General features: G+C 42.9%; 16 protein-coding genes, 1 other RNA gene and 1 pseudogene. 12 read left to right on the top strand and 6 right to left on the bottom strand.

Annotated features, from left to right (window positions below; all coding sequences use genetic code 11):
- The first annotated feature begins 11 nt into the window (after positions 1 to 11).
- Complete coding sequence (locus AC0VYT_RS11110) at positions 12 to 707, top strand: YggS family pyridoxal phosphate-dependent enzyme (RefSeq protein ID WP_005018934.1); 696 nt, start codon at positions 12 to 14, stop codon at positions 705 to 707.
- A 59-nt stretch (positions 708 to 766) separates the two neighbouring features.
- On the opposite strand, the gene AC0VYT_RS11105 is transcribed toward AC0VYT_RS11110, so the two are convergent.
- Both AC0VYT_RS11105 and AC0VYT_RS11100 read right to left on the bottom strand, forming a co-directional pair.
- Positions 767 to 4369 carry an AAA family ATPase gene (locus AC0VYT_RS11105; RefSeq protein ID WP_005018935.1) on the bottom strand — a complete coding sequence of 1201 codons (3603 nt, stop codon included), beginning with the start codon at positions 4367 to 4369 and terminating at the stop codon, positions 767 to 769.
- Complete coding sequence (locus AC0VYT_RS11100) at positions 4366 to 5628, bottom strand: exonuclease SbcCD subunit D C-terminal domain-containing protein (protein ID WP_005404367.1); 1263 nt, start codon at positions 5626 to 5628, stop codon at positions 4366 to 4368. Before AC0VYT_RS11100 ends, AC0VYT_RS11105 begins: the two co-directional genes overlap by 4 nt.
- A 451-nt stretch (positions 5629 to 6079) precedes the next feature.
- Here AC0VYT_RS11100 and AC0VYT_RS11095 point away from each other — a divergent pair, with 451 nt between their 5' ends.
- A complete protein-coding gene (locus AC0VYT_RS11095; RefSeq protein ID WP_005018937.1) occupies positions 6080 to 6535 on the top strand; it encodes an ABZJ_00895 family protein in 456 nt (151 codons plus the stop codon).
- 18 nt (positions 6536 to 6553) lie between these two features.
- Positions 6554 to 7468 carry a TIGR01777 family oxidoreductase gene (locus AC0VYT_RS11090; protein ID WP_005018938.1) on the top strand — a complete coding sequence of 305 codons (915 nt, stop codon included), beginning with the start codon at positions 6554 to 6556 and terminating at the stop codon, positions 7466 to 7468.
- 10 nt (positions 7469 to 7478) lie between these two features.
- Here the strand turns inward: AC0VYT_RS11090 and AC0VYT_RS11085 are convergent, their stop codons facing one another.
- Both AC0VYT_RS11085 and hemB read right to left on the bottom strand, forming a co-directional pair.
- The gene (locus AC0VYT_RS11085) at positions 7479 to 8612 is read right to left on the bottom strand and encodes an NAD(P)/FAD-dependent oxidoreductase (protein WP_005018939.1); all 1134 of its coding nucleotides are present in this window, start codon (positions 8610 to 8612) and stop codon (positions 7479 to 7481) included.
- Between the two features lie 15 nt (positions 8613 to 8627).
- Positions 8628 to 9641 carry a porphobilinogen synthase gene (gene hemB, locus AC0VYT_RS11080; protein ID WP_005018940.1) on the bottom strand — a complete coding sequence of 338 codons (1014 nt, stop codon included), beginning with the start codon at positions 9639 to 9641 and terminating at the stop codon, positions 8628 to 8630.
- 105 nt (positions 9642 to 9746) lie between these two features.
- Between hemB and AC0VYT_RS11075 the strand changes: the two genes are divergently transcribed.
- Genes AC0VYT_RS11075 through AC0VYT_RS11060 form a run of 4 tightly spaced genes read left to right on the top strand, consistent with a single transcriptional unit; the run spans position 9747 to position 13229 of the window.
- On the top strand, positions 9747 to 10247 hold the full coding sequence (locus AC0VYT_RS11075; protein WP_005018942.1) for a thioesterase family protein: 501 nt from the start codon (positions 9747 to 9749) through the stop codon (positions 10245 to 10247).
- Positions 10237 to 10548 carry a hypothetical protein gene (locus AC0VYT_RS11070; RefSeq protein WP_034430376.1) on the top strand — a complete coding sequence of 104 codons (312 nt, stop codon included), beginning with the start codon at positions 10237 to 10239 and terminating at the stop codon, positions 10546 to 10548. Before AC0VYT_RS11075 ends, AC0VYT_RS11070 begins: the two co-directional genes overlap by 11 nt.
- Entirely contained in the window at positions 10545 to 11693 is a 1149-nt protein-coding gene (locus AC0VYT_RS11065) for an EmrA/EmrK family multidrug efflux transporter periplasmic adaptor subunit (protein WP_005018949.1), read from the top strand. The genes AC0VYT_RS11070 and AC0VYT_RS11065 overlap by 4 nt, the downstream gene beginning before the upstream one ends.
- Before the next feature lie 6 nt (positions 11694 to 11699).
- Positions 11700 to 13229 carry a DHA2 family efflux MFS transporter permease subunit gene (locus tag AC0VYT_RS11060; RefSeq protein WP_005018951.1) on the top strand — a complete coding sequence of 510 codons (1530 nt, stop codon included), beginning with the start codon at positions 11700 to 11702 and terminating at the stop codon, positions 13227 to 13229.
- A 48-nt stretch (positions 13230 to 13277) separates the two neighbouring features.
- On the opposite strand, the gene glpK is transcribed toward AC0VYT_RS11060, so the two are convergent.
- Positions 13278 to 14765: a glycerol kinase GlpK gene (gene glpK, locus AC0VYT_RS11055; protein WP_005018953.1), complete on the bottom strand. Its 1488-nt coding sequence runs from the start codon at positions 14763 to 14765 to the stop codon at positions 13278 to 13280.
- 129 nt (positions 14766 to 14894) lie between these two features.
- Between glpK and ssrA the strand changes: the two genes are divergently transcribed.
- From ssrA to AC0VYT_RS11035, 4 genes and pseudogenes are all read left to right on the top strand, one after another.
- Positions 14895 to 15253: a transfer-messenger RNA gene (gene ssrA / locus AC0VYT_RS11050) on the top strand.
- Between the two features lie 184 nt (positions 15254 to 15437).
- Positions 15438 to 15896, top strand: a pseudogene (locus tag AC0VYT_RS11045) (tyrosine-type recombinase/integrase); the annotation flags it as partial.
- The gene (locus AC0VYT_RS11040; protein WP_005018956.1) at positions 15880 to 16890 is read left to right on the top strand and encodes a DUF2515 family protein; all 1011 of its coding nucleotides are present in this window, start codon (positions 15880 to 15882) and stop codon (positions 16888 to 16890) included. The pseudogene AC0VYT_RS11045 and the gene AC0VYT_RS11040, both read left to right, overlap by 17 nt.
- Entirely contained in the window at positions 16877 to 17779 is a 903-nt protein-coding gene (locus AC0VYT_RS11035; RefSeq protein ID WP_005404372.1) for a hypothetical protein, read from the top strand. Before AC0VYT_RS11040 ends, AC0VYT_RS11035 begins: the two co-directional genes overlap by 14 nt.
- A gap of 170 nt (positions 17780 to 17949) precedes the next feature.
- Here AC0VYT_RS11035 and AC0VYT_RS11030 read toward each other — a convergent pair whose 3' ends face one another.
- A complete protein-coding gene (locus AC0VYT_RS11030; protein WP_005018958.1) occupies positions 17950 to 18651 on the bottom strand; it encodes a VIT1/CCC1 transporter family protein in 702 nt (233 codons plus the stop codon).
- Positions 18652 to 19522: 871 nt separating this feature from the next.
- Between AC0VYT_RS11030 and AC0VYT_RS11025 the strand changes: the two genes are divergently transcribed.
- Positions 19523 to 20410, top strand: a complete 888-nt coding sequence (locus AC0VYT_RS11025; protein ID WP_005018960.1) for an NAD(P)/FAD-dependent oxidoreductase — start codon at positions 19523 to 19525, stop codon at positions 20408 to 20410.
- The last annotated feature ends 78 nt before the right edge of the window (positions 20411 to 20488 follow it).

Raw genomic sequence — 20488 nt, 5'->3', positions numbered from 1 at the left:
GAACTCAGTCAATGAATAAACTTCAAGATGCCCGTGATCAGGTTCTGGCACAGATTCGAGAAGCAAGCCACAAAGCAGGACGTGCAGATGAAACAGTACAATTACTGGCAGTTTCCAAAACACATTCTGCTGGCGTCTTACGTGAAATGTATCAGGCTGGGCAACGCAGTTTTGGTGAAAACTATCTACAGGAAGCACTCGAAAAAATACACAGCCTGCAAGATTTAAATGATATTGAATGGCATTTTATCGGACACGTGCAGCGCAATAAAACTAAACTGCTGGCTGAAAATTTTGACTGGGTACATGGGGTAGACCGTCTTATTATTGCAGAGCGGCTGTCTGCTCAGCGACCTGAACAGCGAGCTGCTTTAAATATTTGCATTCAGGTTAATATTGATGGGCAAGAAAGCAAAGATGGCTGTACACCTGAACAGGTTGCAGAGCTGGTCAAGATGATCAGTCAGCTTCCAAACTTATGCCTGCGTGGCCTAATGGTTATACCGGCACCAGGCCATACTGATGCATTTGAACATACCCGGCAACTATTTAACCAGGTGCGCACATTTCATGCCCATCCGCAAGTTTGGGATACCTTGAGTATGGGAATGTCAGCTGACCTTGAAGCTGCAGTGGTAGCCGGCTCTACCATGGTGCGGATTGGAACAGCGCTATTTGGCACCCGGGATTATTCAGATAAAGTATAATCAGCACCGAAACAACTATTTTCAAATCTGCCGGCAGTTTAAAATGAAGCTGCCTTATATTAACCAACAATTTGAATCCGACTGGCGCCAGAGCCAACCGCTTTCACCTGAATCTGGATAGGAATACGCTCATGCATTTCCTGTACGTGTGAAATTAAGGTTACTTTACGACCTTGACCCTGTAAACGGTCCAGTGCATCCATGACTACATGTAGAGATGCCGGGTCTAGCGTACCGAAACCCTCATCAATAAATAAAGATTCGATTTTCATGGAACCTGAAGCCATGTTGGCGATTGCCAGTGCCAATGCGAGTGAAACCAAAAAGGTTTCTCCGCCAGAGAGTGACAGGACCGGCCGGACTTCGCCGTTCATGTGGTGATCAATAATAGCCAGTCCCAGGCTGTCTTCAATTCGTTGCAATTGGTAGCGTGGTGCTAATGGTTGAAGCTGCTGGTTGGCATATTCGACCAGAATATCCAAGTGATGTTCCTGAGCAAGTTTTTTAAAGCGTGCACCGTCTGCACTGCCAATCAGCTCTGAAATACGGCTCCAACGGTATTCTTCCTGCTGTACCTGCACAATCTGTTTTTGAAACTGTTGCTGCTTATGCAAATTATGCTGCTGGATTTCCAGTTTTGTTCTTAGCTGATCACGTTCCTGATAAGTATGTTCTAGCTGTATTTCCAGATTTTCAAGCAAATTCTGTAACTGTTCAAACTCATGGGCCGGTTTGGTAGCAAGATGCTGTTCAAACTGTTCCTGTAGGGTATTTAAGGCAGTTTTTGCCTCAGATAGACCCCGATCGTTCGCCTGAATCAATTGACGTATTCGCTGTTCTTCTGTCGCATCTTGTAATACTAAAAACTCAATCAGTTCAGGGGAATAGTCAGGATGATCATTGAGCCAGTGTTGAACTTGGGCATATATATTCGTATATTCCTGCTGAACATGCTGCCGGGTCGCCTGAAATTGAGAAATTTTGGATTGCTGCTGCTGATAGTTTTGCTGAAGTCCTTCAAAATACTGCTGTTTTTCTAAGCAGGATTGTTCCAGTATAGAAAGCTGTTGCGTAAGGTCATCCAGCCAATGTTGGGCCTGTTCGTAAGTTTGTCCGGCAACTTTCAGCGTTAATTCTTTAACCTGTGTAACATTATCTAGACCTTGCTGCTTGAGCTGTTCCAGCTCTTGCTCTAATTGAACAATTTGCGTATTTAAATATTGATATTGAAGCTGTTGAGGCTGTAATTTTAGGTTTAGCTGCTCTACTGAGCCTTTATGAGTATTTAGCTGCTCAAGCTGTAACAAGCGATTCTGGAAGACCTGATAAATATGTTGTGCTTCTTGAAGGCTATTGTCATGCCAGTCTGAATGTTGACTTGAAGGCAGTTTCTTTAAAATTGGAGTAGCGAGCTGTTGTAATTGCTGTGCACGGATACATTGTGCTCGAAGCTTTTCGAGTTGCCGAACCAATTCATTATACTGCGACTGGGTCTTTTGAGTTTCTGTAATATTAAAATCAAGCTGTTCACGTACTTTAAGCTGAACCTGTTGTAGCTCTCCTAGTTTTAAAAGCAATTGTTCGGGGGGCTGTTCCCATAGAAGCTCTAGCCCGGAAAAACTGTATTTGTGCTGAAGCTGCTGTTGTAATTGCTGTATCTGTTCAAGAGAGTACTGCTGCTGTTGCTGCAAATGTGACAGGACGGTTTCCTGTTTTAGATACTGCTGCCGGGCAGCCAGCCACTGATTTTGAGCTTCCTGTTCTTTTTGCAGATAATTTTTTTCCTGCTGTTCCTGTATAGCCAGCAATGATTTCTCAAGTAAATGCTGCTGTTCACGATAAGGATGCTGCTGGCTGCCGCAGACCATACACGGTTCATCTGGCTGCAGAGCTGCACGTAACTGCTCAATATTTTCTGAAAAGAGTAGACGCTGTTGCTGTAATTGCTTCTGTAACAGTTCACGCTCTTTCTTGTCATGCTCATAAGCTGATTGCTGTTCCAGCATTGCATTGTGCAGCTCTTGAATCTCACTTTTTAATTGATGAATATTCTGGTCGAGGCTTTGATGTTCAATATAGTGTATCTGCCAGCGCTCAAGCTGGTGTTGGAGCTGTTCAAACTGGTAGATGCGTTCCAGCTGTTGCTCACGCTGCTGATACAAATCACGCAGTTTTTGTTCAAGCTGGTTGGCATCACCTGCATGTTGAACCAGTTTATGAAGTTGCTGTTCAATTGAATCCTGCTGGATTTGAAGATGGATAATTTGATCTTGCGTGTACAGTTCCGATGCCTGTTGAGCCTGAGCTATATAGGCTTTCAGGTGCTGTAAACTGGCTTGCGGTTCACTATCAAAACCGCACAATTGCTGGCTTTGTGCAAGTTGCTGCTGTAGTTGCTGCTGTATATTTTCCAGCTGCTGATATTGTTGCTGTGCCTGCTGTAACTGTTCAAGTTGCTGCTGTTGTTCAGCAGTTTTTTCCTTAAGTTTATTGCGTACCTGCGTATACTGACTCTCAATTAGCTTCCGCTGGTCCAAGAACTGTTTGGCCTGATTCAAATAGGGAGCTAGCTGGTTCTGACGCAGCTTTTCATTTTCTACTGCAGTTCTGGCTGCCTGACAGCTTTTTTGTGCTGCCTGATACTGCTCACAAACCTGCTGGAATAACTGCTGGTGTTGAGAAATTTGTTTTTCAAGATTCTGCAATTGCTGCTCACAGCGTTTTTGCTGAAGCAGGATTGGACGAATGGAGGCGAACTGCTCAAGCTGTTGTAAACGCTGGCGCTGTTCACCCAGCTTCTGGTTGGCATCCAGCTGGACCTGATAAAACTCCTGCTTGGCCTGTATCTGAGTGTAGAGCAGGTCGTGACTTTTATGCCATTGCAGCTCATTTCTTAAAATCTGGCGGTGTTGCTCAAGTTGCTGCACTTGCTGTTGTCGTGCTTTATATTGATCTTCGAGTTGCGCCATCTGTTCAGTACTGAGCAGCTCTACATGGCCAATCAGCTCATTTAATTTTTCTCGCTGTACCCGGACCATTTTGGTCCGTTCAAACGCAGCCTTACCCACCAGACTGAAAATATTGGAATTGGTCAGGTATTCCAGCAGGTCAGCCCGCTCATTGTCTTTGGCTTTTAAAAACGCTCCAACTTCTGACTGCGCCAGAAGTACGGCCCGGGTAAACTGTTCAAAGCTCAGGCCAATCAGCTCCAATACCTGTTTATCACACTCTTTAGCCTTGTCTGTAAGCATGTTGCCATCAGTGACACAGACCAATGCACGCTGCACTGCCTGTAATTTACCTTCGGCATGTCCGCGTGCACGTTTTAATTCCCAGCGGGCAATATAGCGTTTCTGGTTCTGGGCGATGAACTCAAGCTCACTATAGGCATGGGCTGTTCCTCGCCGCAGGATATTGAGGGTTGAATCAATCTGTACGTCTTGGCCGCTGACATCCTTGAGCTTACCTTCATGGGTTTTTAATCTGGGAATTTTATTAAATAATGCCAGACACATCGCATCCAGCAGGGTCGATTTTCCTGCACCTGTGGCGCCAGTAATAGCAATCAGACCAGCATGCTGTAGAGGGTCAGCCTCAAAATTGATCTCCTGTTCACCTGCTAAAGAAGCCAGATTCTGGAGTTTTAGGCGTACAATTTTCATGTATTATCCGCCGTTTTCATTTTATGTTCTGACTGCTGTGCATCTTGCAGTAGTGTCATAAAATCTTGCTTGACCTGTTCATCCTGACTATAGCCCATTTTTTGCCATAACTGTTCAAAGAGCTGTTCAGGGGTTGGCGGTGCCAGATCAATTTTAGATGCATGAACTTCAGATGAACTCTGCTGTAAATATTTTCGGCTAATCCGCACCAGCCGATAGCGCTCGGGTGGGAGCAGATCTTCAATTTTTTTGCGTAAGTCAGGTGGAGGCGGAGTCAGGCTATAATATTCAATATCAAGATAATCACGCTGGTCGATATCAGAAATTTCTCCTGCAGGTAGTAAGGTAAGCTGCGTTAATACCTCATCGAGTTCACCGCTCAAGCGGTGTAGCTGTACAGTACGCGGAATATAAAGCGGATTCATCTCGAGTCTATTCTCAGATAGATCCGGATCAATATTGACCTCAAGTACCTGATGTTTATAGTTGAGTTCGCTAAATGAAAGAGGAATCGGAGAGCCACTATAACGGACATGTGGAGACTGGACTTTCTGTGGTTTATGTAGATGACCCAAAGCCACATAATCAATTTCAGGGCTAAACAGTTCAGTCGAAAGTGCTTCATGGTTGCCAATAATGATGGGCCGTTCCGACTCTTTAGATTCATCAGCACCCTGCATATGTGCATGAGACATAAGAATTAATGCCTGATCTGCAGTTTTACGCTGCAAGGCCTCCTTAATAAGTGCCTGATGTATGTATTCGATTGCCTGCTGGCTGTCTTGGGTTGCTTCACCATGACCGGTAATTTCAGCCGGGCGTAAAAAGGGCAGTGCAATACACCAGGCAACTATTTCTTGATATTCATTATGAATAGGTAAAATCAGCCGGTCGAAATCAAGACGATGCTCGGTATTCCAGCGCACGATACCGACTGTTTTTGCATTGTATTTCTCAAGTAAAGGTTCAACCTGTTCAAGACGATAACCAGAGTCATGGTTGCCGGCAATCATCAGGGTTTGCATATGGGGAGCAGCAGAGTGCGCATCGGCCAGAAATTGATAGAGCTGCTTTTGAGCACTAGATGCCGGATTAATCACATCAAAAACATCACCAGCAATTAGTAGCGCATGTGGCTGTTTGTCTTTAATCTGTTCTATAAGCCAGGTCAGAAACTGTTGATGTTCATACTGCCGCGAGTGGTTATAGAAAAACTGCCCCAAGTGCCAATCTGAAGTATGAAAAAAACGTACCGCCATGCCTGCCCCAAAACCCAATGCTACCACTGCAAGGCTATACTATAAGCATTTCCGCCTGTACTTGGCTAGTTGCCAGCAGATAATCTATTGTATGCCAGCTTAAAGCTTATAAGGATCAATAAAAATAAAGGGTTTTAAAGTAGCAAGCTAAAATATACAGGCAAAATAAAAGCCGACGATTCGAGTGATGAGTAAATCGTCGGCCAAGGAAGGAAACTTCGATGAGTGATACCAGGATATACACTCGCCATGAAGTTCAAGTTATTGCTTTGATAAGTAAAGGCCACCGTAAACAGATGCGGATGCCATGCATCGTTTGCGGTTGCTGCTGGCCTTGTACCCTATATAACGTAATGTCCTCGGATTTGGTTGACAAAGAAATGCAAAAAAATTAAAAAAACTTTTTATCCGGCTTATACTGAAAAAAATCTGTTGTTTTAGGACTGGTCAAATGCCCTCGCTTACAAGATATTATTTGCAGTTTTTCCTTTGGTGTTTGGGACTTACCTTAGTGGTAGGCGTGGTCTCTGCATTATTACCGGCGGGTCTGGGCGGTATTTTGACTATTATTCCTTATATGGCCGCGATGATCATTACCCTATACAAGTTTTTAAATCAACAGGGCCGTGCGCCAAGCCAGCGGGAAAGAAAAAGGCTGACTTTGGGATTTACCCTGATATTTTGGGGTTATAACCTGAGTTTTCTGGTTCTAGGTTTAGTGTGGTTTTCAAGAAAAGATCCGGAAATATGGCAGAATTTTATGCTGTATCTTCAGCACCCGCAATTTTTGAGTCTGGTTGCAATTATGTGTCTGCTCATGGCCATTCCTTTATATTTACTGACATACTGGTTCTATGGACCACAAGCCCAGCGTATGGCTCAGCATAAATTTGGCTCATCTGACTAAAAAATATAAGAGGACTACATGATGCAGCAGAAACCACAGGTATTAATCACCGGTGCCAGCGGTTTTATTGGCCAACATCTTGCTGCTTACCTGATTCAGCAGGGTTATCAGGTGATTGGTCTGACACGTAATCCAAATAGAAGCTCTTCTCAGGCCGGTTTGCGATATATTCACCGTTTGGAACAGATCAGTCAGGAACCGATTGATTATGTAATTAATCTGGCAGGTGAGAATATTGGCCAGTCACGCTGGACAGAAAAGCGCAAACTTGAACTGATCAATAGCCGGATTGAGACAACACGTCAAGTATTTGAATGGCTACAACAGAACAGGATACAGCCACATCGCATCATTTCAGGTTCTGCGATAGGGTACTATGGTATTGATCCACAAGAACAGTGGAGCGGATACTGTAATGAAAGCTCACCGCCGCAGGATATCTTTATGTCCGAGCTATGTCAGCGGTGGGAACATCAGGCAAAAAACAATCCCGGACAACAGGTTAGTATTATCAGGCTTGGAGTAGTCTTTGCCAGAAACGGCGGGATATTGCCACAGATGCTTATGCCAATCCGTTTTAATCTGGTCGGCAAGATCGGTCATGGCCTTCAGCCGGTAACCTGGATTCATATTAATGATGTGGTGCGTGCCATTACATTTATTTTACAGCAGCGTGAGGCAAAGGCAGTCTATAACCTGGTAGCGCCAGAACAGGGCACTCAGAGAAAATTTGCTGAAATAGCTGCTGCTAAATTACATAAAAAACCATTGTTGAGTATGCCAGCCTGTGTATTGAAAACAATGCTGGGTGAACAGTCACAACTGGTATTAAATGGGCAGTTTGTAATGCCTCAAGCTTTATTGGAACAAGGCTTTGAGTTTCAATATCCAGATTTAAATAGTGCACTTACCGATCTTTTAGATGAGAAATGATCATCTGCTTTTAGCTGGCCGTTGAGTGAACCCTATCATAACTTTGAGGAATTAAGCGTTCAGGTGAATAAACTTGAGGCTCAATCAGGGGCGGCTGCTTAAGAATGAGCTGACGCAGCAGGCGGGCAGATGCAGGCCCCATGCAGAGACCATTACGGAAATGCCCGAAATTCGCCCATAAATTATTAATATCTGGTATTTTTCCGATGTAAGGGATACCTTCTGGAGAACCGGGACGCAGCCCAGCCCACTGTTTCACAATGGGAAATTGGGCCAGTTCAGGCACCATTTCCAGAGATGCAGTTAAAATACTTTCTGAAGTCTGAGGGTTTATAGAAGTATTAAAACCCTGATGAGCCATGCTCGAACCACAGACAATATGGCCATCAGAACGTGGTATCAGATACATTACCCGGTTCATGCACATGGTCGGTAACCAGTTCTCTGGTGTCTTGAACAGAATCATCTGCCCATGTACCGGTTTTACCGGTAACTGGATATTTAACTGTCTAGACCACTGTTCAGACCAGGCACCTGTAGTCAGTACAAACTGATCGGCCTGGAAACTACAAAGATTCTGGTCTCGTACAGCCATAACCTGTCCATGTTGAATATCAAGCTGTTGAATTGCTGTATTTTCGAAAAACTGCACGTTAGGATGCGTTTTTAAATAATTCTGAATGGATTGTAATAGCCGTGGATTACGAATATTGGCAAGCTGGGGGAAATAGAGGGCTTCTTTAAAACCAGATGCAATATGCGGGTTAATCTGACGAAGCTGCTCATGCTGTATAAGTTCACAGATTTGCATTGGCTCCTGAAATTGCTGGCTATAACTCAGGCCCTGCCTAAAATCTTCCTGGTCAAAAATCAGCATGCCGGTTTCATGAATCTGAAAATCTATTCCTGAAACCGGTTGCAACTTCTGGTTCCATTCCTGGTATAAAGCTTTGCCAAATTGAGCCAGTTGGTTTACGGCGGGTGTATAACGCCAGGGATACATTGGAGAGAGGATTCCACCGCCTGCCCAAGAGGCACTCCCGCTGTAGGGCTGATCAAAAATATCAACTGAACAGTCCTGTTCTATAAGCTCAAGTGCCGTAAGCAGTCCACTGATTCCGGCTCCAATAATGGCAATCTTCATTATCCTGTCCGAATTTTACTGCATCGCTTTAAGTTTAAGAGCTGCTTCTTCAGCAAAATAGGTCCAGATTCCATCCGCACCAGCCCGACGGCAGCAGAGTAATGATTCAAGGATGGCACTGTCGGACAGCCAGCCATTCTGGATCGCGCCTGCCAGCATCGCATATTCGCCACTTACCTGATAAATAAAAGTAGGTACACCGAAAGTATATTTCACCTCCCGCACAATGTCGAGATACGGCATACCTGGCTTGACAATCACCATGTCTGCGCCTTCCTGCAGGTCTAGGGCAATTTCATGCAGGGCTTCGGCACGGTTACCTACGTCCATCTGGTAATTATATTTATTGCCACCTTTCAGATTGCTGGCCGAGCCTACCGCATCACGAAAAGGGCCATAGAAACTAGAAGCATATTTTGCTGAATAGGCCATGATACTGGTATAAATATGTCCATTGGCTTCAAGCGCCTGACGGATTGCACCAATGCGTCCATCCATCATGTCACTTGGTGCAATCACATCTGCACCTGCTTCAGCATGGCTTAATGCCTGCTTGATCAAGCATTCTACAGTCTCATCATTAAGTACATAGCCGCTAGCATCAATAATACCGTCCTGGCCATGAGTCGTATACGGGTCAAGTGCACCATCCGTGATAAGTATCATATCAGGTAACTCTTTTTTCAGCAGGCGAACAGTAGTTTGTACCAGACCATCTTCATGCCATGCAGCCTCAGCTGTCAGGCTTTTATCTTCTTGAGGCGTCACCGGAAATAATGCCAGCTTGGAAACTCCGAGTTCCAGAAGACGTTCCGCTTTTTTTAGTAATAGGTCTGCAGAGAGGCGCTGTACATTCGGCATGCTTGGAATATCCTGGCTCTGATTTTGTCCAGGTAACACAAATACGGGATAAATCAAATGATCAGCTGTTAGTTGCGTTTCCCTGACCATTGATCTCATTTTTTCATTTTTTCGAATACGACGCATGCGGGTGGCAGGAAATGCAGGACGATTGAACGTATAAGTCATAACAATCTCGATCATCAGTATTAAACTACCCGCTATTGTAGACCCATAATCTGGGTTTAGGGCGACGGTATTTATTTATTTATTCAATAAAGGTAATTCGGGCAAATGGTTAACGAGACAAATAAAAGCTGGACTGGCAATATTCATCTGGGCTCGAAAGTCAATATTGATGTGGTGCTTAAACAGTTATGCAAGGCCTTTAACAGTTCTCCCTATTTTCAGCATAATGGCATGACTATGCGGGTCGTTGAAGGGCAAATTGAGGGTTACATTGAAATGCAGCCTTATATGATCGGTAATGTGGCTTTCCAGATTCTGCATGGTGGTGTGGCTGCAACTTTGCTGGACAGTATCGGTGGTATTGTTGCCATGGGTGAGCTATATAAGCGCGCGCCTGCAGAGCAACTGGCAGATACTATTAAAAAAGTCTCCCGACTGGCGACTGTTGATATGCGGGTTGATTATCTGGCTCCGGGCCGTGGACAGCATTTTATTGCACGTGCTGAAACGCTCAGATTAGGACGTAAAGGCTGTACCATGCGTATGACCATGATCAATGATGAAAACAAGGCGATTGCCACAGCAATTGCGTCTTATGCCTATTAGAAAAACAGTTAAAGCAAGATGGCCTGATGCAGATGAGATAAAACCGACTTTGGAGTTAAATGCTAAAACTTCTATAAAACTGGAGTTTCTATTTGGGGAATCGGCAGAGCTTTCTCATATAAAGAGAACTTGCCAGTTACATTTTTTTTGCGACATTTATTTTAAAGCTGCATTAAAATCCATCTCCTTCTCCAAAGCCCTGCATGAAAAACAAGCCCCAAATAAAAGTTGGATAGGCTCCAGACAAGGTCTTTTCACCCATACAGTGCTTTGGTCCATATTCAAAAGGAATAGCCTATGACTGATGCTCAAGCTCATGATCTCGACCCGGCGCAAGTCACTTCTTCTGGCGATTTCCCTCCTCCCAATAAAAGAAAAAAACTTCTTAAAATTGTAGCGATTCTTTTTATTGTCGCGGTGCTGATCTATGCATTGTGGATGTACTTTGCCAGCCGTTCGGTTTCTACAGATAATGCCTACGTAGGGGCCGATACTGCCCAGATTACCTCTATGGTGAGCGGACAGGTTACAGAAGTGCTGGTCAAGGATACCCAACAAGTCAAACAGGGAGATGTACTGGTACGTATTGATCCGCGTGATGCTAAAATTGCTCTGGCGCAGGCACAGGCAGAACTGGCCAAAGCCAAACGACAATATAACCAAACCTCGGCCAACAGCCAGTCACTAAATTCACAGGTGTCGGTACGCGCTGATGAGATTGCCAGTGCTCAGGCACAGGTTAAGAAGGCAGAGGCTGATCTTGCCAAGGCTCAGGCTGATTATGAACGCCGTCGCAAGCTCTCAGAAACAGGCGCAATTTCCAAAGAAGAAATGAGCAGTGCGCAAACCGTGTTAGATACCGCACGAGCTAGCTTGACCTTAGCACAAGCGGGTCTGTCTCAAGCTGAGGCTAACCGTAAAGCAGCACAAAGCACACTGGCCGCCAACGAAGCACTGATTCGTGGTGCCACTGAACGCTCTACTCCCGATGTACTGATTGCCCAGGCACGGGTAGAGCAGGCGATGCTCGATCTGGAACGGACAGAAGTACGTGCGCCACTTGATGGTGTGGTCAGCCGCCGTAATGTGCAGGTCGGACAGCGTGTAGCACCGGGAAACTCACTGATGGTGGTGGTTCCTGTGGCCCAGCTTTATGTCGATGCTAATTTTAAAGAAAGTCAGCTGGCAAAAGTCAGAACCGGTCAGGCTGTAGAGTTGATATCAGATTTCTATGGTGATGAGGTGGTTTATCATGGCAAGGTTTTAGGCTTCTCCGGGGGAACTGGAGCTGCTTTTGCTTTAATTCCAGCCCAGAATGCCACAGGAAACTGGATCAAGGTGGTTCAACGTCTACCAGTACGGATTGCACTTGACCCGAAAGAGCTGGCACAGCATCCGCTTAGGGTAGGGCTGTCCATGAACGCAACGGTTGACCTGACCAGGTAATTCAATATGAATAGCCAAAGCACACCTTTTGCCGACCTTAAAGGCGGACGGCTGCTGATTGCAGCGCTGGTGCTGGCACTGGCTAACTTTATGGTGGTCCTTGATACCACCATCGCCAATGTCTCATTACCACATATTACTGGAAGCCTTGCTGTTTCAAGTACACAAGGCACCTGGGTAATTACTTCCTATGCTGTTGCCGAAGCAATCTGCGTACCATTAACCGGCTGGCTGGCTGGCCGCTTTGGAGTGGTCCGTACCTTTGTTGCCTGCGTCATCGGGTTTACTGTCTTTTCAGTATTATGCGGCCTTTCAAACAGCTTGGCCTTATTGGTCATTTGCCGTATCGGGCAGGGGCTTTTTGGCGGGCCGATCATGCCACTGAGCCAGACTCTGCTTATGCGGATTTTCCTACAGGAAAAACATGCACAGGCGATGGGTCTCTGGGCGATGACTACCGTCATTGGACCGATTCTTGGACCAATTCTTGGCGGTACAATCAGCGATAATATTTCCTGGCACTGGATTTTCTTTATTAATATTCCAGTCGGTATTATTTGCGCTTTAGGAGCAGTGAGCCTACTCAAAAGTGCTGAAACCCCATTAAATAAGCTCAAGATTGACCACATCGGACTTATCCTGCTGGTAATCTGGATTGGTGCCCTGCAATTGATGCTAGATTTAGGTCATGAACATGACTGGTTTCACAGTAATCTTATCAACAGTCTGGCTGCAGTTGCGATTGCCGGATTTATCGTATTTTTAATCTGGGAAATTACCGAACATAATCCGATCGTAAATGTACGGGTCTTCAGGCATCGGGGATTCACGATTTCAGTACTGGCCTTATCGTTTGGTTTCGGTGCGTTTTTTGGCAGTATTGTGCTGATTCCACAGTGGCTACAGATCAATATTGGCTATACTGCGACTTGGGCCGGATATGTGACAGCAACAATGGGCTTTGGCAGCCTGACTATGTCTCCTGTGGTTGCCAAGCTTTCTACCCGTTATGATCAGCGTGCCTTGGCCTGTTTCGGTCTATTAGTCTTGGGTGGAGTGACCTTTATGCGAGCACTCTGGACCTCGGAAGCAGACTTTATGGCATTGGCAATTCCACAGATTCTACAAGGTTTTGCAGTGCCATTTTTCTTCATTCCACTGTCGAATATTGCTCTGGCGTCGGTATTGCCTCAGGAAATAGCCTCTGCTGCTGGTCTGATGAGTTTTATGCGAACGATGGCAGGTGCAATAGGTGCTTCTATGTCTGCCACGATGTGGGATGATCATGCCAAACTGGCACGCAGTGAAATTGTGTCGAGCTTGAACCCTGAACCGACACAACATGTATTAGTCCAAAGTGGTATGAGTCCGGAAGGTGCTTTAGCGATGATTTCCAATCTGGTAAACAAAGAGGCACTCACATTAGCGGCTGACCATGTGTTTTTGCTATTTTCACTGGTATTTGTTGTATCTGGCCTGATTATCTGGTTGTGTCCAAAACCAAAAACAGGCGCTGCAACGGGGCCAACACACTGATGAAAAAACCAGGCTTGGCCTGGTTTTTTATTATTTACTCTTGTTGAATTAGTTTAGGTCGGACCGTACCCGCTGTAGGGCATCTTTCCAGCGCGCTAAATGTTGCTGACGCTCATCTTCTGACATTTGCGGTATAAATTCTCGCTCCAGTTGCCAGGAAGCTGAAAGATCATCCAGACTATTAAATACTCCAGCTTTTAGCCCCGCCATGGCTGCGGCGCCCCATGCCGTCGATTCCTGTAGTTTAGGCCGTAACACTGGTACATTCAGTAAATCTGCCTGAAACTGCATCATCATATCATTGCAACTGGCTCCACCATCTACACGCAGTTCTTTTAAGGGCTGATCCAGATCAGCCTGCATTGCAGACAATACATCAGAAACTTGAAAGGCAATTGCTTCTAGCGAGGCACGTGCAATATGTGCTTTTGTAGTTCCGCGTGACATACCGCAAATCATGGCCCGTGCTTCACTATCCCAATGCGGTGCGCCTAATCCGGTAAAAGCAGGCACTAAAACTACACCCTCACTGGATTTAACCTGTGCTGCCAGTTTTTCAGTATCACTACTTTTTTGAATGATCCCTAAACCATCACGTAGCCACTGCATAATTGCACCCGCCATAAAGACACTCCCTTCGAGTGCATAGTGGGCTTGATTCTGGCATTGCCAAGCTAAGGTAGTCAGCAGCTTGTTCTGACTGAACTGGACGTCAGTGCCTGTATTAAATAACATGAAACAGCCTGTACCATACGTATTCTTGGCTGTACCTGCCTCAAAGCAGGATTGACCAAATAGTGCAGCCTGTTGATCACCTAAAACTCCCATGATTGGAATGGTTGAGCCCAAAAGTCCACTGGCGGTATCTGCAACATAGCAGTCAGATGAGATAATTTTAGGTAATACGGAACATGGAATATTAAACAGTTCTAAAAGCTCTTCATCCCAACTTTGGGTTTGCAGATTCATGAGCATGGTTCGTGAAGCATTACTCGCTTCGATGACATGTTCAGCACCTTGTGTCAGATTCCAGATTAACCAGCTGTCAATTGTTCCAAACGCTAAATGTCCCTGATCAACCAGTGTACGCAGTCCCTCGACATGTTCGAGTAACCAGACCAATTTGCTTGCACTGAAATAAGGATCAATTCGCAGTCCGGTTTTTTCCTGGATTAACTGCATGTGGCCCTGTTCAATCATCTGATTACACCAGTCGGATGCACGACGGTCCTGCCATACAATGGCAGAAGTAAGTGCCTGACCAGTACGTTTATCCCACACGACTGTAGTTTCACGTTGATTGGTTAAACCTAATGCTTTAATATCCTTTGCCAGCAAATGTGCTGAGGCGAGTGCCTGCTGAACTACGGCAATTTGTGTAGTCCAGATTTCCTGTGCATCCTGTTCCACCCAACCGGAATGAGGAGTCTGTATATGAATTTCACGCTGTGCAGTGGCATGAATGCGGCCTGATTCATCAAAAACAATTGCCCGGCTGGAAGTTGTTCCCTGATCGAGTGCTAATAAATAACTCATGTTTTTATAAGAAGAACTTGAAAAATAAAATACTACCGCAATTATAGTATTAAACCTATCTCGCTCTTGATTTTAATGAATTACGGCATGGTAAATCAGTAAAAGTATGCTAAGATAGGAACGTAACTTGGGGGTGTCTCTGGCTTCGACGCTGGTGATGAAACTCATAGATGCATGCCGAGAGCGCATTTTCTCTCGTAAATCAAATTTGCATTTTTTAGTCGCAAACGACGAATCATACGCTCTAGCTGCCTAAGGGCAGCTTGTCCGCCTCTCTGAATACTTGTGGTTAGGGAGTCCGACTGAAGCGCACGCACACAAGTCCGTATAAAACCAAGCCTTGGGGTTTTGTACTAAATTAAGAGGATCGCGATTTGTACCCTGTTCGTCGGGTCACAAAGAGTTAAAAAAGTAGACGATATCTAAGCATGTAGTATTCTCGAGTGTAGTGCTGGCGGACGCGGGTTCGACTCCCGCCACCTCCACCAAAATTCTTTCCGAAGTAATCCATCGGGATCTAAAAAAGCCTTTAAACTTAATGTTTAGAGGCTTTTTTATTGGCTGTGTTGTCCGACCTTGTCCTAAGCTGTTTGACCCTATTTTTGCTTTTATGAGGGTCAAAATTGGGACAATTTGACCCACTAAATAAGTTTAATTATGTGGGACAAAGATATGTCGCTTACCGATGTGCTGTGTAAAAAAGCATTACCGCAGGAAAAACAGTACCGCCTTTCTGATATTAATGGTCTGTCTTTACGAGTCGATCCGAATGGCAAAAAATATTGGTCTATCAGATACACGGAAAATGGACAAAGGAAGTCTAAAGCATTAGGTATCTATCCTGAGCTAAGTTTAAAGCGTGCAAGGGAGATCGCGTTTGATCTGAGATATAAACTCAAAAATACAACTGAGGTTGAGCAGGAGCAGCCTTATTTTAAGGAAGTCGCAGAGGATTGGTTCAATAATCAAAAAGAAACTTGGTCATCCAAACACATTAGTAATGTACGAGCTTCATTGGATGAGCTTTATATTGCTCTTGCTAATAAGCGTATTAACCAGATTCAGGCTCCTGAGATTCTACAAATCATTAAGAAGATTGAGGCAAGAGGTTCGCTTGAAATTGCAAAACGTATCTAATTTAATGGATGTACGAAAAAATCTCTATAAACTCGAACCAGGATATGAAGCAAGAGCTAGAAGAATAGCATCGGTCTATGCCAAAATTTACCTTGAACAGGAAAATCATGGAGATAAACAACTTATAGGTCGTTATTATTGGATGGGTCTAGGCGCATTTGCCTCAAAAACAGTTGCAGCAGTGTTCAAACATGGACTCACCGCATGGGGATATAAGTGGATGCCACTCAGTGTGATTCGAGACCCTGTACATTCTTTTGCAAAAGGAAATTTATGGTTATTCATGGATATTGCTCCATGGCACTACGCTTGGAGTATGTCATCTGCATCTTTTAACCAGTGTAGAACTCAACGTGATGTCTCAAAATTCACCCATATAAAAGAAGAAGTAAGAAATATTCCTTGGTCAAGTTGCTTACCGATAATTAAGCACTTACAAAGTACCCCTGAAATTACACAGGCTTTTGAGTATCTTCCAAAAATTGAAAATGTATTTAAAAGAAAGAATGAATCAAGACAAGTTAGATTTAAGTTGTCTAGTAAAAATCTTTTAAAACATTTGATGGCGATTGCAGTACAAGAGCAAAGAAATATTTTACAGGAATTGGTATGGAAAGATTGGAAAGTACAAGCACAGGCAACGTTACAAAGCTATACCAAGCTCCCTGATAGTACCTTAGTCTTATCTAGTGATTATGGCGTTGATACGGTCAAACCTGATAAAAATGGAAACTATAAAGGTCGTCATGCAGGAGTTATTAATCAACTCCCTGAATCTGTCTATATTGAGCCTTTGCCACATACTAGAGTTCAAAACTATGATAGCCGTATGGAATGGATTCAAAAAGCAGCAGAAAAATATCATCTTTTAATGTTGAGTAACAAAGGACGTCCATTTTTAGAAAAGGAACTCGCAATTATTGCAGGATGGGGTAACAGTAAAGCTGATTTTAATGTTGGTAAGGACAGTAATGATGGAAAAATTTAAGATCTATTTTAACTTGATCTTTGTCTTTATATTCGGACTCTTCCTTTTAAGCTGTCAACCTCATCCAAAAAATACAGAGAACAATACAATGAATCAGCAACCTTATTCACTACATTTTGGTCCACAAGGTTTTAAAGATTTTGCTCACTACAATCAAGGGAAGGTAGATAATCACCCAGTAGCGAGTTTTCGAGAATTAGATTTTTCACTACCGAACTTAGGCCAAATTAAAATCGAGAATAGTACAAGTAGCTTGACCATTAATCATGTTTTTTCAGTACTTGGAGCATCTTTTCATGGGGAAGAAGGTATTGAGGTGATGACTATCAATGCAGGTTTAAACAAAGAAGAGTTTGTACGTCCTGAACAAGCCTATCAAGCTTATGTTGATTTAATGAAAAAAATTAATCAGGCCGAGTGGAAAAATTATTTCTATCGTTTTTCTGCACGAATAGCAAAAGAAGATAATATTCGATATCTAATGGAATCAGGTGATGTCATTGATCCGACTTATATCTTTAATTATGAAGAATGGAAAAAAATAATAAATACAGTTGGAGGAAACTCGATCGGCTACCGCTTATATGGCAATGGTATCCTTTTGGATCTGAGTATAAAACAAACTAAAAAAACTGAAGATGGTAAAGAACAATATATGGTTCATTATACTTTCAATACAATTCGCTATGATGAAAGAAATTCAATGGATGATTCAGAGAATAATATTGATACTTATAAAATGACATCAAAAGAGTTAGAACAAGCATTTACAAATGAGTTGAGAAGAAGTAAAAAATCAAGGGAAATTGATGAAAAAGAAGTTATGGCACAGGGCTACCATATTGATGAAGATTATGTTGATCCTGTCGTTTGGCAGTATGTTAAATAGATCAGTTATGGTTATTTGATTTTAAGAAATTCTAAAATTAACATGATGGGTGTTATATGAATAAGCCCATAACCTGATCACATAAACATACTATCTGGATTATGGTTTTTCTTGCTTAAAATAAAATTAAAAGAGTTATAAGGGTACAATATATTTATATGATTTATTGCCTAAACAGCTGTGACATTAAATAATGAACCCACCCATGCACTAAACAGCATTGCAATAATTCCCCATATCATAATACGTATTGCACCTTTCCAGATAGAATTGCCACCGGCATAGCTTGCCAGCGCACCCAGAACTCCCAGACTTAATATACCAATTATAATAATGCCTGATTGGAGTATAGATTCAGGAAGAAAAATAATTGCAGCAACAGGAAACAAAGACCCCACTGAAAAAGCCAGAGCTGATGCGACTGCTGCAAGAACAGGATTTGCTGAAGTCTGTTCTGAAATACCAATTTCATCTCTTGCATGGGCGTCCAGAGCATTATGTGCAGTCAGCTGTTGAGCAACCTGACGGGCAAGGTCAGAGTCTAAACCGCGACGTATATAGATATCTTGGAGCTCCTTTAATTCATGGGCCGGATGAAGATCTAATTCTCGTGCTTCCATATTCAAATCACTCTGCTCGATATCCTGCTGGGACTTAACTGATATATATTCGCCGGCTGCCATTGAGGCAGCGCCAGAAATCAGGCCGGCTATACAGGTAATTAACAGGGTATGAGTGGAGGCCCCACTTGCCGCTACGCCAATGACAAGGCTGGTAACAGAGATAATCCCGTCGTTTGCACCCAGTACAACAGCACGTAACCATCCCGCACGCTCCATATAGTGCTGTTCAGCATGATAAGAATGACGCATAGAATACTCTTTTATTGTTAAGGTTGTTAAAATAGAGGGAGTTTATTTTAGCTATATATTAGGGCTTATAACTTCTGAATTGAATATATTTTTAACTTATTGATTTTAATAAAAACTAAAATAACAAGACAATTTCTATTATAGTCAGCCTTAAAAATCTTATTTTATAGAAATATTTTTTAAATATTGAGAATTTTAATATCTAAATAATATGGTATCAGAGAAGGTTAAATATTAAAAAATAGAAGATCGATACTTAAGATGCTATCTATTCTCATGATCAGGCTAGAGCAGGTTTTTTAGTGACCAATTTAAGGGAGTTATCCCTGAAGAAGCAGTGCTAAATTATAAATCAAGTGATAAATGTAGTAATAAGCACAGCCGTTTTATAAGGAAAAACCGTGCTGGTGCCGATCTGTAAAGATCTGAACAGGCAGTTGTTGTAGATTATCAGCGTACTATTGATAACAATACTAGCCTGCGCATAAGTAGTGCATTTACTCAAAAAGAAAGTTCTGCTGGTGTAGGGGGAGGTTTAAGCTAGTAAACTTATATAAAGTGATTAATTTTGATATATTATTTAAGTGAATAAAATAATAAGTAAAAAAGTACCTATATAATAAATATATTCATTAAAAATAACTGGTTAATTAAAATTAATATTTGGGGTAGGTGTGATCTGCTATAGATTTAAATTTTCTATTTTAAAAAAATGCTGCTTGAGATAGCCATTTCACTTTAAGGTGATAAAGAAATTCAGTTAAGCAAACAAAATAATCATAAAGTTGCATTTCTCATAAAGGACATCAACATTGGTATAAGCTAGAAGTATTAAGCTAATTCCTAAAATGAGATTTTCGGAGTTATCAAAATGATTTATGACGTTGCAATTATTGGCGGAAGTTATGCCGGCTTATCTGCAGCAGTACCTTTGGCAAGGGCACGTCGAAATATTATAGTAATTGATGCAGGGCAGAGACGAAATCGATTCGCCGAAAATTCTCATGGTTTTCTTGCACAAGATGGAATTCAGGCGCTGGAAATTATAAAAAAGGCACGGGAACAATTACAGCGCTATAAGACAGTCAACTGGCAACAAGGCACGGTCCACCGGGTAGAAAAAAATAATCAGGATTTTTATTTGTGTCTGGATACTCAACAGCCAATTCATGCCAAAAAAATAATTATAGCCTCGGGGGTCACTGACCGCTTACCCGATATTTCAGGTCTAAACGAACGTTGGGGGAAATCTGTATTTCATTGTCCGTATTGCCATGGCTATGAACTCAATCAGGGAAATATTGCACTTTTAGCCAGTTCTGCCCATGTTACCCATCTGGCCATGATGCTTCCAGACTGGGGTAAGACTACACTCTTATTAAATGGTCAGCCAGACCTGTTGAATCTGAAAGTCAAACAGCAATTACAAGAAAGAGGCGTGACCATAGATGACCGTTCAATTAAGCAGATGGATTCTCATGCTGATGTAATATTTACAGATCAGAGCATCACACACTTTGATGGATTGTTTATACAAACTAAAACCTTTTTAGAGCAAGGCTGGATTAAGGATTTGGGTTGTAAAATTGAAGAAGATGAAACAGGGGAATTCATTTATACAAATGACCTAAAAGCAACTTCAGTTGATGGGGTGTTTGCCTGTGGAGACGCAGCTCGGCCCGGCGGTTCAGTGTCTTTAGCCGTAGGTGATGGGGCACTGGCAGGAGTAAGCGCACATAATGCTTTAATTTTTGATTAAATTAAAAATATAAAATAGAGAAAGTTATCAGTCAAAACCTAATCTGCTACGACTATAGTCAGAAATGAAAGAAAGGGA

The sequence above is a fragment of the Acinetobacter sp. QJM3NY_42 genome (genome assembly GCF_056173745.1).
Note: the sequence above shows the minus strand (reverse complement) of the source record. Positions and strands in the feature narration are given on the sequence as shown.

What these genes read in the sequence shown, in the direction of transcription:
- glpK (WP_005018953.1), bottom strand. Translation starts at nt 14,765, where the DNA reads ATGAGTTATTTATTAGCACTCGATCAGGGAACAACTTCCAGCCGGGCA.
- AC0VYT_RS11105 (WP_005018935.1), bottom strand. Translation starts at nt 4,369, where the DNA reads ATGAAAATTGTACGCCTAAAACTCCAGAATCTGGCTTCTTTAGCAGGT.
- AC0VYT_RS11065 (WP_005018949.1), top strand. Translation starts at nt 10,545, where the DNA reads ATGACTGATGCTCAAGCTCATGATCTCGACCCGGCGCAAGTCACTTCT.
- AC0VYT_RS11095 (WP_005018937.1), top strand. Translation starts at nt 6,080, where the DNA reads ATGCCCTCGCTTACAAGATATTATTTGCAGTTTTTCCTTTGGTGTTTG.
- AC0VYT_RS11075 (WP_005018942.1), top strand. Translation starts at nt 9,747, where the DNA reads ATGGTTAACGAGACAAATAAAAGCTGGACTGGCAATATTCATCTGGGC.
- AC0VYT_RS11100 (WP_005404367.1), bottom strand. Translation starts at nt 5,628, where the DNA reads ATGGCGGTACGTTTTTTTCATACTTCAGATTGGCACTTGGGGCAGTTT.
- AC0VYT_RS11030 (WP_005018958.1), bottom strand. Translation starts at nt 18,651, where the DNA reads ATGCGTCATTCTTATCATGCTGAACAGCACTATATGGAGCGTGCGGGA.
- AC0VYT_RS11060 (WP_005018951.1), top strand. Translation starts at nt 11,700, where the DNA reads ATGAATAGCCAAAGCACACCTTTTGCCGACCTTAAAGGCGGACGGCTG.
- AC0VYT_RS11085 (WP_005018939.1), bottom strand. Translation starts at nt 8,612, where the DNA reads ATGAAGATTGCCATTATTGGAGCCGGAATCAGTGGACTGCTTACGGCA.
- AC0VYT_RS11090 (WP_005018938.1), top strand. Translation starts at nt 6,554, where the DNA reads ATGATGCAGCAGAAACCACAGGTATTAATCACCGGTGCCAGCGGTTTT.
- AC0VYT_RS11110 (WP_005018934.1), top strand. Translation starts at nt 12, where the DNA reads ATGAATAAACTTCAAGATGCCCGTGATCAGGTTCTGGCACAGATTCGA.
- AC0VYT_RS11025 (WP_005018960.1), top strand. Translation starts at nt 19,523, where the DNA reads ATGATTTATGACGTTGCAATTATTGGCGGAAGTTATGCCGGCTTATCT.
- AC0VYT_RS11070 (WP_034430376.1), top strand. Translation starts at nt 10,237, where the DNA reads ATGCCTATTAGAAAAACAGTTAAAGCAAGATGGCCTGATGCAGATGAG.
- hemB (WP_005018940.1), bottom strand. Translation starts at nt 9,641, where the DNA reads ATGACTTATACGTTCAATCGTCCTGCATTTCCTGCCACCCGCATGCGT.
- AC0VYT_RS11035 (WP_005404372.1), top strand. Translation starts at nt 16,877, where the DNA reads ATGGAAAAATTTAAGATCTATTTTAACTTGATCTTTGTCTTTATATTC.